The 12,651-nt window shown below is 41.8% G+C and carries 20 protein-coding genes and 1 pseudogene; 17 read left to right on the top strand and 4 right to left on the bottom strand.

What is annotated here, in order from left to right:
• Positions 1–119 precede the first annotated feature (119 nt).
• The 11 genes and pseudogenes from AC07KQ_RS11615 to AC07KQ_RS11565 all read left to right on the top strand — a co-directional run bounded on the left by AC07KQ_RS11615 (position 120) and on the right by AC07KQ_RS11565 (position 7,055).
• Complete coding sequence (locus AC07KQ_RS11615) at positions 120–1,073, top strand: aldo/keto reductase (RefSeq protein ID WP_013246059.1); 954 nt, start codon at positions 120–122, stop codon at positions 1,071–1,073.
• A 271-nt stretch (positions 1,074–1,344) separates the two neighbouring features.
• Positions 1,345–1,578, top strand: coding sequence for a Blp family class II bacteriocin (locus tag AC07KQ_RS11610; protein ID WP_003567376.1), 234 nt, complete (start codon positions 1,345–1,347; stop codon positions 1,576–1,578).
• The gene (locus AC07KQ_RS11605) at positions 1,575–1,790 is read left to right on the top strand and encodes a hypothetical protein (protein ID WP_003567374.1); all 216 of its coding nucleotides are present in this window, start codon (positions 1,575–1,577) and stop codon (positions 1,788–1,790) included. The genes AC07KQ_RS11610 and AC07KQ_RS11605 overlap by 4 nt, the downstream gene beginning before the upstream one ends.
• Before the next feature lie 135 nt (positions 1,791–1,925).
• A pseudogene (locus tag AC07KQ_RS11600) lies at positions 1,926–2,126 on the top strand (hypothetical protein); the annotation flags it as partial.
• Positions 2,127–2,236: 110 nt separating this feature from the next.
• Positions 2,237–3,157, top strand: coding sequence for an IS30 family transposase (locus AC07KQ_RS11595; protein WP_003574021.1), 921 nt, complete (start codon positions 2,237–2,239; stop codon positions 3,155–3,157).
• Positions 3,158–3,559: 402 nt separating this feature from the next.
• A complete protein-coding gene (locus tag AC07KQ_RS11590; RefSeq protein ID WP_013246056.1) occupies positions 3,560–4,156 on the top strand; it encodes a sugar O-acetyltransferase in 597 nt (198 codons plus the stop codon).
• Between the two features lie 118 nt (positions 4,157–4,274).
• Entirely contained in the window at positions 4,275–4,610 is a 336-nt protein-coding gene (locus AC07KQ_RS11585; protein ID WP_003576308.1) for a bacteriocin immunity family protein, read from the top strand.
• A 312-nt stretch (positions 4,611–4,922) separates the two neighbouring features.
• Positions 4,923–5,114 carry a hypothetical protein gene (locus AC07KQ_RS11580; protein WP_013246055.1) on the top strand — a complete coding sequence of 64 codons (192 nt, stop codon included), beginning with the start codon at positions 4,923–4,925 and terminating at the stop codon, positions 5,112–5,114.
• 250 nt (positions 5,115–5,364) lie between these two features.
• Positions 5,365–5,697, top strand: a complete 333-nt coding sequence (locus AC07KQ_RS11575; protein WP_003567365.1) for a hypothetical protein — start codon at positions 5,365–5,367, stop codon at positions 5,695–5,697.
• A gap of 115 nt (positions 5,698–5,812) precedes the next feature.
• Positions 5,813–5,971, top strand: a complete 159-nt coding sequence (locus AC07KQ_RS11570; RefSeq protein ID WP_013246054.1) for a hypothetical protein — start codon at positions 5,813–5,815, stop codon at positions 5,969–5,971.
• Between the two features lie 283 nt (positions 5,972–6,254).
• Entirely contained in the window at positions 6,255–7,055 is an 801-nt protein-coding gene (locus tag AC07KQ_RS11565; RefSeq protein WP_032800964.1) for a CPBP family intramembrane glutamic endopeptidase, read from the top strand.
• Between the two features lie 566 nt (positions 7,056–7,621).
• Here the strand turns inward: AC07KQ_RS11565 and AC07KQ_RS11560 are convergent.
• Positions 7,622–7,846: a hypothetical protein gene (locus tag AC07KQ_RS11560; protein WP_013246051.1), complete on the bottom strand. Its 225-nt coding sequence runs from the start codon at positions 7,844–7,846 to the stop codon at positions 7,622–7,624.
• A 321-nt stretch (positions 7,847–8,167) separates the two neighbouring features.
• On the opposite strand from AC07KQ_RS11560, the gene AC07KQ_RS11555 reads away from it, so the two are divergent.
• Positions 8,168–8,341, top strand: coding sequence for a ComC/BlpC family leader-containing pheromone/bacteriocin (locus AC07KQ_RS11555; protein ID WP_013246050.1), 174 nt, complete (start codon positions 8,168–8,170; stop codon positions 8,339–8,341).
• Positions 8,342–8,379: 38 nt separating this feature from the next.
• Complete coding sequence (locus tag AC07KQ_RS11550; protein WP_013246049.1) at positions 8,380–8,553, top strand: bacteriocin; 174 nt, start codon at positions 8,380–8,382, stop codon at positions 8,551–8,553.
• Positions 8,554–8,796: 243 nt separating this feature from the next.
• On the opposite strand, the gene AC07KQ_RS11545 is transcribed toward AC07KQ_RS11550, so the two are convergent.
• On the bottom strand, positions 8,797–9,066 hold the full coding sequence (locus tag AC07KQ_RS11545) for a hypothetical protein (RefSeq protein ID WP_032800965.1): 270 nt from the start codon (positions 9,064–9,066) through the stop codon (positions 8,797–8,799).
• Positions 9,067–9,501: 435 nt separating this feature from the next.
• Between AC07KQ_RS11545 and AC07KQ_RS11540 the strand changes: the two genes are divergently transcribed.
• Positions 9,502–9,699: a hypothetical protein gene (locus AC07KQ_RS11540; RefSeq protein ID WP_032800966.1), complete on the top strand. Its 198-nt coding sequence runs from the start codon at positions 9,502–9,504 to the stop codon at positions 9,697–9,699.
• Between the two features lie 332 nt (positions 9,700–10,031).
• On the opposite strand, the gene AC07KQ_RS11535 is transcribed toward AC07KQ_RS11540, so the two are convergent.
• Together AC07KQ_RS11535 and AC07KQ_RS11530 are read right to left on the bottom strand one after the other, a co-directional pair.
• On the bottom strand, positions 10,032–10,250 hold the full coding sequence (locus AC07KQ_RS11535; protein ID WP_013246046.1) for a hypothetical protein: 219 nt from the start codon (positions 10,248–10,250) through the stop codon (positions 10,032–10,034).
• A gap of 224 nt (positions 10,251–10,474) precedes the next feature.
• Positions 10,475–10,645 (bottom strand): ATP-binding protein, encoded by a 171-nt coding sequence (locus AC07KQ_RS11530; RefSeq protein WP_225360534.1) that lies wholly within the window; start codon positions 10,643–10,645, stop codon positions 10,475–10,477.
• 666 nt (positions 10,646–11,311) lie between these two features.
• Here AC07KQ_RS11530 and AC07KQ_RS11525 point away from each other — a divergent pair.
• From AC07KQ_RS11525 to AC07KQ_RS11515, 3 genes are all read left to right on the top strand, one after another.
• Entirely contained in the window at positions 11,312–11,491 is a 180-nt protein-coding gene (locus AC07KQ_RS11525) for a bacteriocin (RefSeq protein ID WP_013246044.1), read from the top strand.
• A 307-nt stretch (positions 11,492–11,798) separates the two neighbouring features.
• A complete protein-coding gene (locus tag AC07KQ_RS11520) occupies positions 11,799–11,981 on the top strand; it encodes a hypothetical protein (protein ID WP_020751751.1) in 183 nt (60 codons plus the stop codon).
• Between the two features lie 176 nt (positions 11,982–12,157).
• Positions 12,158–12,580 carry a hypothetical protein gene (locus AC07KQ_RS11515; RefSeq protein WP_032800967.1) on the top strand — a complete coding sequence of 141 codons (423 nt, stop codon included), beginning with the start codon at positions 12,158–12,160 and terminating at the stop codon, positions 12,578–12,580.
• Positions 12,581–12,651 lie beyond the last annotated feature (71 nt).

Here is a 12,651-nt window from a genome sequence, read left to right as displayed (position 1 = left end):
GCAAGCTGTTTTATTGAAATTCTAATATTGGCTTGACCTCAAGTGGACTTTAGGGGCTACACTTAACTTGTCGTCAGTAACATAATTTGAAATGACGTATCGAAGGGAGTTTTGTGTTTATGAAACAAGTTCGATTAGGCGGATCCAATTGGCAGGCGTCAAGTGTGGCTTTGGGCATCATGCGGATGAATGTGCTGGCCCCCGACAAAGCGGCCAATGTGCTGGATAGTGCGTACAATGACGGCATCAACTTTATCGACTCGGCCGACATTTATGGCCAAGGCAAATCCGAAGAAGTTTTTGGTGAAGCCTTGAAGCAAGCCAGCGTTTCCCGCGATCAGGTATTCATTCAATCGAAAGTCGGGATCGTCGTTGATCCAAAACGCTCTCATGGCAGTTTGGTATTCGGCAAACGGTACGACTTTTCAAAAGATCACTTACTGTCAGCGGTTGATCACATTTTGAAACGGTTGCAGGTTGATTACCTTGATTCGGTCTTGCTGCATCGGCCAGATCCGTTAATGGAAGTCGATGACGTTGCGGCGGCCTTTGATGCATTGGAACAAAGTGGCAAGGTTCGGCATTTTGGCGTCTCCAACTTTAACCCTGAACAAATTGCGTTGCTTGAAAGCGGCATTCGGCAGCCTTTGCTGATTGACCAAGTTCAATTCTCCGTTGCCCATACTGGCATGGTCAATGCGGGGATGCACACCAACATGGCCGACGCTGCCTCGGTCGATCATGATGGCAGCCTATTACCATACTTGCAACGCAAACACATGACCTTACAAGCATGGTCACCATTCCAATACGGCATGTTTGAAGGCACCTTTATCGATAGCCCGAAGTTTAAGGCGTTGAATGATGAACTGCAGAAAGTCGCTGACCACTACCACACCAATAAAAATGCAATCGCAGTCGCTTGGCTATTACGCCATCCAGTTGGTGTGCAGGTGATTCTCGGCTCTATGAATCCTGAACATATCAAGGAAAGTGCGGAAGGCGCGGACATCACGTTGACCCGACAAGAATGGTATGACATTTACTTTGCGGCGGGGAATGATTTGCCGTAAGTTGATGATATGAAAAAATTGTCTCAAATTGCTGAGACGATTTTTTTTGCAAAAAATTGAAGTTTTTACCAAGCAAGGAGATTTAAACGTTAAGAATTTTTGACTTTTAAAGCGCAACTGAACAATAAAAGTGTAAAGACGACGTTAAACTGGAAATTTCCTACGTTTAAAAAATTTTGGCATTTTACACAAATAATTAATGTATGTTAAAGACAGTAAAGTCGACCTTACACAAAATAACTTGTTGCTTTTTGAAGAAAGAAGGAAAATTATATCTTATAATTATCGCCAGCTCGACGATTTTCAGTTGTCAGGGGTTTCAGGTGGGAAAAAGAAATTTGATTGTGCTGCTACATTTGTTACTGGCATCACGGCTGGTATTGGATCAGGAACGATTACTGGCCTAGCTGGTGGTCCTTTTGGGATAATCGGCGGCGCCGTAGTTGGTGGAAACTTAGGAGCGGTTGGGTCAGCTATTAAATGCTTAGGAGATGGGATGCAATGATAAGTAAAGAAGTGGGCATTACTTTAAAACAGCATGATTTGGTCTTAATCCAAGGAGGAGCCAAGCGACGCAATAAACCTAGTGGGTGTATTGTGTCCACGATCGGGGGAGCGGTAGCAGGGGCAGCTGGATTAAATCCATTTACAACTGTTGCAGGCGCTGCAATAGGATTATCCTTGTGTCTCAGCACTAATTACATTCACCCAGCCTAATATTGGACAAAGACGGTTAGCTCCTATCGCAACTGTTCAATATAACTAACACCTTGGTAGTGCTCACTTTTTCTTGTCTTAGTCAAAGATCGATTTCAAATTAGTCTATTTGTGCAAAAGGAAGAGGAAATACAAATGGATAAGATAATAAGTATCATCATAGTTATCTTGATTTTACTGGCGACGATCGCTTTTTATCTAGCACCATTTGTTGGAGGACTTTGGCAAGGGGCAGCAAGAAGCAAAGTCATTGCCAAGATACTTTTGTTAAATCGGGATTTGAAACTATCTAGTAAGGGGCTGAGTAGGTTAATCAATCCCCAGAACCCTTATATACCTAGATTGCATAATTAAAGTTACCACCCAGAAAATGTGAAAAAAGACCTGTCCGTTCTTGCTAAAATGGTGTTTGCATAACATACCATCTAGAGAGAAGGACAGGTCCCATGGCCATTATAACCTTAATTGAACGATCTCAGATAGAACTGATGCAACACCACACGATTCAATACATCGCCGCGACCTTAGGCCGCTCTCGTATTTCTATTAGGCATGAGCTTCACCGTTGCCCTGAAGGTGATTACTGCGCCATTATAGCTCAGGATCATGCCGATACTTGTCGGCATCGTTGTGGTCGGCACTCGATTTTAACGCCTAAGTTGAAGCGGATGGTAACTGAGAAGCTAAACCTAGGTTGGTCCCCTGAAATGGTCGGTTATGCCGTTCACTGTGCGCCACACACGATTTACCACTGGATTTATCAAAGACAAGTCGATTTTCAGCCAAGCCAACTCTTTGATCACGGTAAACGTCATAAAAGAAGACAAGACCTTCGGTCGCGCTATAACCAAGCAGTAGGCACCTCAATTGAGATTCGCAGTGAGTCAGCTAATCGGCGAACCGAAAAAGGACATTTAGAGATGGATACAGTTCGCGGTGGTCGCGGGTCAAAGGCTGCTGTTTTGACCATTGTCGATCGGGTGACACGTTTAATGGCGACAACTAAGCTTGAAAACTTATCACAAAATGCTGTTCTCAAGGGATTTGCAAGACTGATGGTGGACTTTCCGGGTCCGGTTCGATCAGTGACGGTTGATCACGGTAAAGAGTTTTCCTGCGATCAGGCGCTTACAAAGCGCTATCGGATACCGGTTTACTTTTGCCACGCCTATCACCCGAATGAACGGGGCACAAATGAACGGTTCAATCGAGAACTTCGCTACTATTTCCCGAAGGGAACACAGTTTGATCAGGTTTCAGAGACCGATATTCAACAAGCCACAGCGCTTATCAATAACAAACCTAGAAAATGTCTCCGTTGGCAAACCCCAGTTCAAGCAGTGAGCAAGCCTCTTTCTAGGTGGTAACTTTATTATTGCAATCTAGGTATAGTTCTCACTACTCTAGATGGAAGACTTGACTTTACATTTATCTCTATGTCAAATTTAAAAAAGCTAAAATCTGAGTTAATGTCACTTGAGATTAAGTCTATGGATTAAGCTGATAAAGTCCGAGGAAGTAGCTGAAATTTCCTAACGCCAGAATTTTGTGACGATGAAGACTGTAACTGTATGTTTCTGTTTGTAACAAAACAGGCGTGGTTCTGTGTGCAGAAGCGATGTCATTGTTTTCAAGCCACCATTTCTTCAAGAAGTGGTGGCTTTTTGTAGACTTCATGCGTACCGATAAGCACACCTTAACATATTGGCAATTATCAACGCAGTGCGCAAATGTCTGGTAAACTTGAGCCAAGAAAGAGGGGTGGCGCAATGAATCTAGAAGAAAAATTTGCTTTCATGGCAACTGGTAAGCCATATGACGACATGGATCCTTTGTTACTGGCTGTGCGGGATGAAGCAACTGCCAAAACTGATGCACTTAACAATGAACACGATCCAGCCAAACGCAATGCCTTGTTTAGGAAATTGGTAGGCCAAACTGGCTTCAAACCGTTTGTGAACCCAAACTTTCACTGTGAATTTGGTCGGAATATCCGCGTAGGCGATCATTTTTATGCCAATTATGAGTGTACCATTTTGGACGGGGCGCCGGTGACCATTGGCAATCACGTTTTGTTTGGCCCGAAAGTCGGTTTGTACACCAGCAACCATCTTTTTGATCCGCTTGAACGACAACTTGGTGGCTGTATTGCTAAACCGATTGTAGTCGGGGATGGCTGTTGGCTCGCTGCCAATGTGACGGTACTACCAGGCGTCACGATTGGTGCGGGGACGATTATCGGAGCAGGTAGTGTTGTCACCCACGACATCCCAGCTCGCGTGATTGCGGCGGGTAATCCTTGCGAAGTGCTCCGCGAGATCACGGCTGCTGATAAAACAGGGTTTGCAGGGCATGACATGATCTAAACGCCAAATCGATACTTGAAATTAGCAATTGACAAGCGCATCCTAACAATATTCACAAAGACTAAGGTGCTCCGAGTGAGCATGAATTGCCAAGTTAATCATCGAAAGGAAGTGCAGGATGACAGATAAACGTGAAACTTTAATGTCGATGCTAAGCAAGGCATACGCTAACCCAACGATCAAAGCAGAGCCGGCATTACGGGCGCTTATCGAAACCAACGCCAAAAAGGTTGATGAAGGTGATGACGATAAGGCTTATGTGACGGCTGTCACTCAGTTGTCCCACGACATTTCTAAATACTATTTGATTCATCACGCCGTACCAGAAGAGCTGGTGGCCGTCTTCAATTACATCAAAAAAGATGTACCTGCTGCCGATATTGATGCAGCACATTATCGTGCACAAGCACTGGCAGCCGGCTTAATCGCCATTCCTATTGTTTGGGGACACTAGCCGAGGTGGGGCTGTGAATTTTAAACGGTGAGGCTAAAGTTGATGATCAATCAGTTATCATTTGCCAAAAAACGTCGCAGACTAAGATCTGCGGCTATTTTTTTGCCATGAAACTTGTTGACACCAGTTAAGAAAAACCGAGTAGCAGATCAATAAAGAGAAAATTTGGTTGATATTTGACAAAAAAGCGACGTTAATCGGGCAAAATCCTACGTTTAAAAAAAGTTTGCGTTGTCGTGTGAACTATCCAGTACAGTGTGTGAAAGCATCCGCGAGAAAAAGTAGAAGTTCATCTGGACGGGGGGATACAAGTTGGCGATGACGTTGAATAAAGCAATTCATTATCTTTTACTGATAGGCATCAGTGGTGTCTTTCTTTTTACGCTGGCTGCCGCCATGGGCTGGGTCAACCAAGGTGACTTTGCGCTGCCACTACTGCTTTTGGCGGCAGGACTCACGTTGTTGCGGGAAGCTGATGCCGGATATGAAAAAGCGAGGCATTGAATTGGGTCTGCTTAGAAGGCAGAAAAACGTGAAGCCGAATTTCTGTACACAAGGACAAACTGATTTTAAAATGTAATCGGTTACGATGGCTCATATCTAAAAGAGTTCAAATACAAAAGGGTCTCAAGATCCATCAGTCGGGTTACAAAGCCGTTGTTTTCCGGTGTTTACCTAAAAGCCATAGCATCGATACTTTTCAAACATTTCTATAGAAAAATTGTCACGACATCAAAAGGAATGGTGACATATTATGAACATGATTCAGCGAAATAAAGTCTATTTTATTATGACAGGGCTCAACGAAAGCTTTCAAAAAACTGCAACCGTCAGTGTCATGAATACCGATGCACAAGAGGTCATTGATGATGCGCTACACATTTTGAAAAAAGAAAATGTGCTTCAAAATAGAGCCATTGACTACGCATTAGCGCGCCTGTATTCTCGCTTTGTCCGGTTAATTGGGTTGCAGGGGATGAAATTATCCCCAGAAGCTGACCAGTGGTGGCAACAACTGAAAGATTTCATGGAGAATGATATTCATGAAGAGCTGAGTCAGGTTGGCGGACCGCACTTTATTACTTGATCGGTTTGTTGCCAATATTGGCACACGCAAATGCGAAGTCGGAAGTCGAGTGTTACGCTGTTTATCCTGTGACTTACCACTTTATTTAGACTGGTTGGGGAAGGAGCACGATGAGATGCATCGAATAAAGAATGATGATTTGCAACAAATGATTGAAGGGATTACCTGGCGTAAATTCCTGACAATGCTGATTTTAGGATTGATTGCGATAGATGCTTGGTCACACACTGACCAAATTATTGCGGGGTTTTTAAAGGGATGGCAGGGCATGTAGGTGTTTGTGACCGGTGAAGAATTGCGCCAATTGCAAGCTCCGCGACTTTTTCAACACTGCAGCGTCACTTCTTCTTGGCTTAGCGTAGCGTCGTTTGCCGAGTGAAGTGGCTTTTTTTGTCAATAAATGACCGCTAGCGAATTTTTGACGGATGATCGTCAACGTTAAATGGCGAAAACACGACGTTTAAAATTAGTTGACTAAAAGCCATTCATTAATCGGTATATTGTTCATAGCAATGTCGGAAAAAGCCGGCTTTGTCAACTTGGATGAAGGTGACGGAATGAAAAAGAAACGGCAACGGTTGTTCACGCCTGGATTACGTGTTTTATACATTTTTATCTTGGATGAATTTATAGAAGCATTTGTGTTCACCCCATTTTTAAGTTTTCTACAGCTGGATTTTTGGGCAGACATTGTGCTCTATAAAGTACTTAGTTTAGTTATCATTCTGGGGCTCAATCTGTTGCTGTTAAGACAAAAGATTATCTTTAGGACGTCATTTGGCTGGCCAAGCTGGCAGAAATTTGTGTTCTGGGATATTGTGGGCTGCCTTGTGGCTTGGCAAATCTTTACCAACCGAAACTTCTTAGATATTTTACAAGCAAGTGTCATTGGTACCATCGCCGCTGTTCCTGAAGAGTACCTATATCGCGGGGTTATTTTCGGTGGCTTGCTCCGCGCCTTTTACCTTGCTAACCGTGGTGGTACCAGGCGCAACTTTATCTATTGCATGTTACTAAGCAGTCTGGCGTTTTCGCTTGCACACTTGAGTAATCTGCCAAGCCAAGGTGCTGTTGCAACTGTGGGTCAGATGATTCAAGTCAGCGGGATGGGCATGCTGCTGGCTGCTCTCTACGTTCGTTATGGCACATTGCTGATGCCGATTTTTGTTCATTTCATGATCGACTTCTTGGTAACGCTGATTCACGGCCCTTATCCCAGCAAATTAAATGGGGTAAGTGACGAAGCGACGCTCATAATCGTTTCGGTGATCTGGGCTGGCATTTACTTGGCCATTTCCATGTGGACCCTATGGCACTGTCATGACAAAGAAGGGTTCATGGCAAGGTTGTCAAAATGAGGTTTATGTCGGAACAGCACGACTGAGGAACTTAGTTAACCGAAAAGGGGATTCGAATGGCAAAAGCATTCAAGATCTGCCTGATCATTGGAGGCATTCTCCTATTGGACCTATACAGTGATATCAGCAATCGGCTGGACTGATCATGGTGATTTTGTGCTACCATTATTACTTCTATGTACATTGGCGCCATGTCTGGACAGCCTGTGTGCATCTGATGAAAAGAAGAAGTGAATCAGATACAGATCATAACGTCTGAATGCATTTAATCTCCCAATCGGTGAATGAACTGTTTGCGTTATTGCCAAAAACGAACCTTGTTGAAGAATGATAGAGAGTGGGTCTGTTTATGAGTTTTAGAAAAATGAGCAGCTTTATTGTTGGTGGCGGCTTTTTATTTGCTATAGTTTGGCTGATTTTAAGTGATCTAGATTTGTTACCTCACATTTCATTTATTGATCGCTACTATTTGATCTTTCTCGTTATTTTTATTGTGGTGTGTGAGAAGAGTCAAAAAAACAAGCCTACAAATTAAGCGATGACGAGGCGACGCTTAGTTTGTAGGCTTATTTTGATTCATCACGATTCCAATTGTTGTGGTGCCAGTCTGCAAGCTTTGACAGACCAAATAACTTTTTTAATAAGTCAAAACCGTTAGCAACGATTGCGAGGTCAATCACGATATAGACAAAGATACTTGAATCATCGGGAACAAGAAAGAGCAACGCCATCAAGCAACAATTAATGATCCACATTGACAGTGGTTGTTTCAACTGCTTGTAAGTATTCATGAAAGTCATCTCCATTGGGTTACGTTCAGCATCTTTAAAATTTCATTATCATCAAATCATTTCATACTCATAATAACTAGTGTTCAAGAAAAATGGGTCATCAAAAAATAAACGTCGTAAAATCCCCTTTTTTCGTCGTATTTTCAATTTTTTGACGATAGAACGGACAAAAAAATTGAAAATATCAACGTTAAAATTTAAGTCGCCACAAAAGCAATTGCTAGCCGTATATTGTGTGTAGGGTAGCTAGCACCCCCGACCGTTTTACCTAAGAACCAAATGTTTAGCAATGAATCACTCAAAGAAAATGGAGGGATAACAATGCAACAATTCATGACTTTAGATAACAGCAGTTTGGAAAAGATTGCTGGTGGCGAAAACGGTGGTTTATGGTCAATCCTTGGTCTCGGTCTTGGATTCTCCGCACGGCGCGCTAATAGTCTGTTTGGGCCTTCTCCAGAAATGGCCTTAGATCTTATCAGCCTATTCAAATAATACTGCCCTAGCTAAACAGCAAAAGGAGGATGTGCACAATGACTAACTTAAAAGATAAAGAGCTTAGCCAGATCACTGGTGGCTTTGCGTTTGTGATCCCAGTGGCCGCCATTCTAGGATTCCTAGCATCAGATGCGTGGAGTCACGCAGATGAAATTGCTAGTGGTGCCAAAACTGGCTGGGAAATCGCTAACAAGCACAAAATTTATTGATTTGCCAATCGATTCGTAGAACTGCCCAGCAATCTCGTTTCATTCGAAAGCTGATCGCAAGAACTGATCCTTAAGAATAGTTGCTTGATATACTCAAGGATGACGACATCGACCAACTTAGATGAGATTTTTTCAACTTTGTATACTATTTTGGCTTATCAATATGATGCCCTAGCTTGCACACGGCGATAGCGTACGAATAAGTTGGGTGACAGTAAGCATTGTACCTATGCTCACTGCTGCCTATCGATACCCTATATCTCTTAAAAGTTGTAACAAGATTGACGGCATCTGCGCCATTGCTTTAGTTACTTCAATAATTCTAACTTCGATTAGCAGCGGCCAGAGATAGCTCGGCGTCTCGAATAGATGCTTCAATTTAAGTTTATTATTTGTTACACGTTTGGTTGATCGACAAACGTGAAAGACAATTTTGGATCTTTTATTGAAGTGCCTGCTCATAAGGTGTTTGTCAAAGCTCAGTTCTAGGTTACCAATTAGTTCCATTTTCAAAATCCAGACAACCTTCACCTGTTCTTGATTTATCAAGAAAGGCGGAGGTTTTTTTGAATTAGTCATTTTTGTGATAACGGGGAAATGATAGCTGGTGGTGTCGTCACATAGACAACCCCTTCGATCCTTGCGTAAGCTTATTTTGTATTTGTGAAATAAGGTTGTCAATGTCTGTCAAAAACATTAAGTCAAATGCGCGTTCTCAAGTTTTTTAAGATTAACGAAAAATTTGAAATTACCAACGTTAAAAATTTGAGAACCACAGAACCATTTGTCGAGTGTATATTGTGTGTAGGGTAGCTAATCCGGCACCGAGAATTAGTGAATTTGTCACTTGCCGTGGTTTTTCAAAGCATTGAATCAGTAGGTGCTGGTTTTGCTATCGGCTTGGAAATTGGCTAGCTAGACGCTTAAATAGTTAATCAGGAGGTCAACATGATCATAACTGGCGAAAAAAAGGCAAGATTCATTGCCTGGCTTGGTATTGCTTTTTTACCGGTATACATGCTTGCTTTTGTATTAAAGATAATTCCTAAAGTTGACTTTATCGTACCGTTGTTAATATTAACAACTTCTTCTATGGCGTTTGCTTCATCAGAACCAGTCAAGAGACAGGGCAAATCTAAGAAATAGATCTGTGAATCTGTCGCTTCTTAAAAATTGATTTAGGGGCATCATCAAATAAATAGGGGCTGCAATCAAAGATTGAAAGAGTGTTTGATTGCAACCCTTATTTTTCTATGAATTTGCCAGTTTGATGAGATATGTTTATATCTCCAAATTAAACAGCATTGATGAGCAAGTACGACTTTAACAGATTCAGAGAAATGGTTTATGGTATTCAACAGCCAACTGAAGGCGGCCATCCAATGTTGCCACCTTTGCCACGGATGTTACCACCTAATGCCCGCGAAGTTATCACACCAATGCCCACCGGCGAATTTCGTTGGTTGGCATTGGTGTCTCTATGCGCGTTCTACGTTTTCTTCCAAGAACCTATTAATCATCTGTACACCAAGGTTCACTTGGTCATCTTCACTGATTTGTTCGTTACTAAAATATTTGGCATCTACCAGTGCACTCTCAAGCTCAAGATACTGTGCCTCAATCATTTTCATGACCATATAATATCCGACAATACGTTGTTCAACCTCTTTTGAAATCATGCTTGGCCTATCGTTCACGCATAGACTTCTTACCATCAATTTCAATGTGACAGGCAGTATGGACTATCCTATCCAAGATGGTATTTGCAATCTGTGATTGTCACATTTTTTCATGCCAAGACATTGGACCAAACTGTGAGCAAAAAATCATGGTTCGTTGTTCAGCTCAGCGATCCATCAGCTTGAGTATGAATTGTCGCATACTCCTGCGAGACGCCAGTCAGTGGCCATGCATTGATGAATCAAGGGGTTATATTCCCGTATCTCACTAGAATCTTCTTGAAGTCACCGTTCACTTCGTTCTTGGCCACGAGTAAATCATCCAGTAGCTCCGGTAAGCGCACGGAGCGTACTTTATAGAATTGTCGACATACTGTTATGCCTAATGCCGTTGCTAGCCAAGTCTTCCCCACCCATAATCAAAATGTTGTGGAGCGCCTTGATGTAAGGACCAGTCGCCAGCTTGATCTAACTGGCGTTCTGGTTGGTAGTCAACGCTACTGATTGACGGGCTCGGAAACCGATATCTTTGATGAGACGGCCCAACTTGTTGTTTTATCAGGTGTTATAGGCGGCATCAATAACTCTAATCGATCTTTAAAATTCATTCGGCGGATATTTTCGTTATATTTCTGAGATTCCAGCACCTCAATAATCGATGAGAGTCTCATTTCATTAAAAGTAGGTCAAAGGACCTTTGATTTCTGAATGGTAACATTGTTGGAACTTAGTGGTAACTTCGATGGGAGAGGAGGAACCTTGGATGATCACCTTCAGAAGCGTGTATTTATGGCGTAAGCACATTAACGATCCAGAGCAAGAAAACTCGTTTTGACGAGAAAATAGAACAGCAAAGTTGCCATCAGAAAAGTAAATGCACCAAAATCACGTTTTTTCGTCGTTTTTTGGCTTTTTTGACATTAGAGACATCGAAAACTCAAAAATTATCAACGTTAATTTTTTAAGTATCACTAAAGTTGAACTTGGTTGTATATTGAGTACAGGGTTAGCTAGCACCCACTTAAAAACGCATTTTTAGGCGTTAGTTGGTTGTCACTCAGCATGAGGATGAATAAGTTATGATTAATGATAAAAAGATATACTTAACCGATGAAGAAATGGCCAACGTTTCGGGCGGATCAAGTGAATACGATCAGTACTATAAAAATTCGTACAAGCATGGTCAAGAGCTACGAAAAGTTGTAGATGCTATCGGTTCAATTGTTAATCTTATCCCTTTTTTCGGGAAACGAGCCTGATATAGACTTTAGAAACAATTGAAAGTCTATACGAGTATATTAGATGAACTAACGAGATTACCTGTGTTAGTTCTCAACAGTTACTGATTTGTTAAGATAATCAGATAATAGATAACGTAATGTTCACGCACCCGTCCCCTCTCAGTTTGTTGTAATTGCACTTTTGATCATCTCAACTGAGACAGATTTGCATAAACCAGCAATATCGCAGATACAAGTAATAAGAGGAGTTTACGTGCGAATACAACATATCTTACTAGACTTGATGTAAGAACTTTTACGAGAAAATCTATATGGAGGATTCACAATGAGTAAAGAGTATGAAGTTTTAGAAACATCTGACCTAAATAGCATTAACGGTGGACGATATATTGTTGATCACATGTATCAAACAGGTATGGGAATGGTTCCAATTTACAACACTGATGTAGCAACAGCCCGAGGACTTGTAGACGGTTTCATTGGTATTTTTAGGGGCCTTGGTCATTAAAACGCAGGATTTGTTTCGTTGATTGGTGCCTTTTTACGTTGCGTATCTAGAGCAATGGAGGATCATTAACTCAATTCAACTGAAATGATTATCATCTTGGCTTCCTGATTGATCGAGTTAATATTTGATTGGACGGTATTGCTTAAAACACAAGGCAGATAAAAGGAGTGTTTCATTTGGCAAACCTAAAAGAGTATCTGTACAACTGGTTGGATATGTGGTCATTTAAGGACGCTAAGTACCCAGTTGACAGGGAAAAGTTCACAGCAGTCTTAGTTTCAGAAACCGTTTTATATGTAGTTTGTGTTCTTCTCTCTAACGTTTTAGTTCTTTCATTTTCTAGACATGGACCTGTGACACAGTTCTTGTTGCTCTTCCTGTCACTTAGCGTCACGCTGTCTTTTATCGTTTTTTCAGTATTTTGTATGAGGAGATATAAGAGCGTTGGTGCTCCCAGCTTTTTGGCGATTCCTATGTTTATTGCCCCTCTTTATATCATTAAGTATTTAGGTGTTTTAGGGATCATCTTAGGATTTTTGCTGTTAGCATATCACCTGTATATTACGCTATGCCGAAAAGAAACAGTTAATTCTCTTTAATAGAAGGGAGCGCGACTAAAACAGGTCTAGAGAGGAAAAATAAACTAGAGGCATTACTCTGTTCAACGGTC

It is taken from the genome of Lacticaseibacillus sp. YLM2-1, assembly GCF_056583465.1.
This window is presented reverse-complemented; position numbering and strand designations above follow the sequence as displayed.

Excerpts from the sequence above, each read along its gene's own strand:
- AC07KQ_RS11615 (WP_013246059.1), top strand. The coding sequence starts at position 120 with ATGAAACAAGTTCGATTAGGCGGATCCAATTGGCAGGCGTCAAGTGTG.
- AC07KQ_RS11605 (WP_003567374.1), top strand. The coding sequence starts at position 1,575 with ATGATAAGTAAAGAAGTGGGCATTACTTTAAAACAGCATGATTTGGTC.
- AC07KQ_RS11595 (WP_003574021.1), top strand. The coding sequence starts at position 2,237 with ATGGCCATTATAACCTTAATTGAACGATCTCAGATAGAACTGATGCAA.
- AC07KQ_RS11590 (WP_013246056.1), top strand. The coding sequence starts at position 3,560 with ATGAATCTAGAAGAAAAATTTGCTTTCATGGCAACTGGTAAGCCATAT.
- AC07KQ_RS11585 (WP_003576308.1), top strand. The coding sequence starts at position 4,275 with ATGACAGATAAACGTGAAACTTTAATGTCGATGCTAAGCAAGGCATAC.
- AC07KQ_RS11575 (WP_003567365.1), top strand. The coding sequence starts at position 5,365 with ATGAACATGATTCAGCGAAATAAAGTCTATTTTATTATGACAGGGCTC.
- AC07KQ_RS11570 (WP_013246054.1), top strand. The coding sequence starts at position 5,813 with ATGCATCGAATAAAGAATGATGATTTGCAACAAATGATTGAAGGGATT.
- AC07KQ_RS11565 (WP_032800964.1), top strand. The coding sequence starts at position 6,255 with ATGAAAAAGAAACGGCAACGGTTGTTCACGCCTGGATTACGTGTTTTA.
- AC07KQ_RS11560 (WP_013246051.1), bottom strand. The coding sequence starts at position 7,846 with ATGAATACTTACAAGCAGTTGAAACAACCACTGTCAATGTGGATCATT.
- AC07KQ_RS11555 (WP_013246050.1), top strand. The coding sequence starts at position 8,168 with ATGCAACAATTCATGACTTTAGATAACAGCAGTTTGGAAAAGATTGCT.
- AC07KQ_RS11550 (WP_013246049.1), top strand. The coding sequence starts at position 8,380 with ATGACTAACTTAAAAGATAAAGAGCTTAGCCAGATCACTGGTGGCTTT.
- AC07KQ_RS11540 (WP_032800966.1), top strand. The coding sequence starts at position 9,502 with ATGATCATAACTGGCGAAAAAAAGGCAAGATTCATTGCCTGGCTTGGT.
- AC07KQ_RS11525 (WP_013246044.1), top strand. The coding sequence starts at position 11,312 with ATGATTAATGATAAAAAGATATACTTAACCGATGAAGAAATGGCCAAC.
- AC07KQ_RS11520 (WP_020751751.1), top strand. The coding sequence starts at position 11,799 with ATGAGTAAAGAGTATGAAGTTTTAGAAACATCTGACCTAAATAGCATT.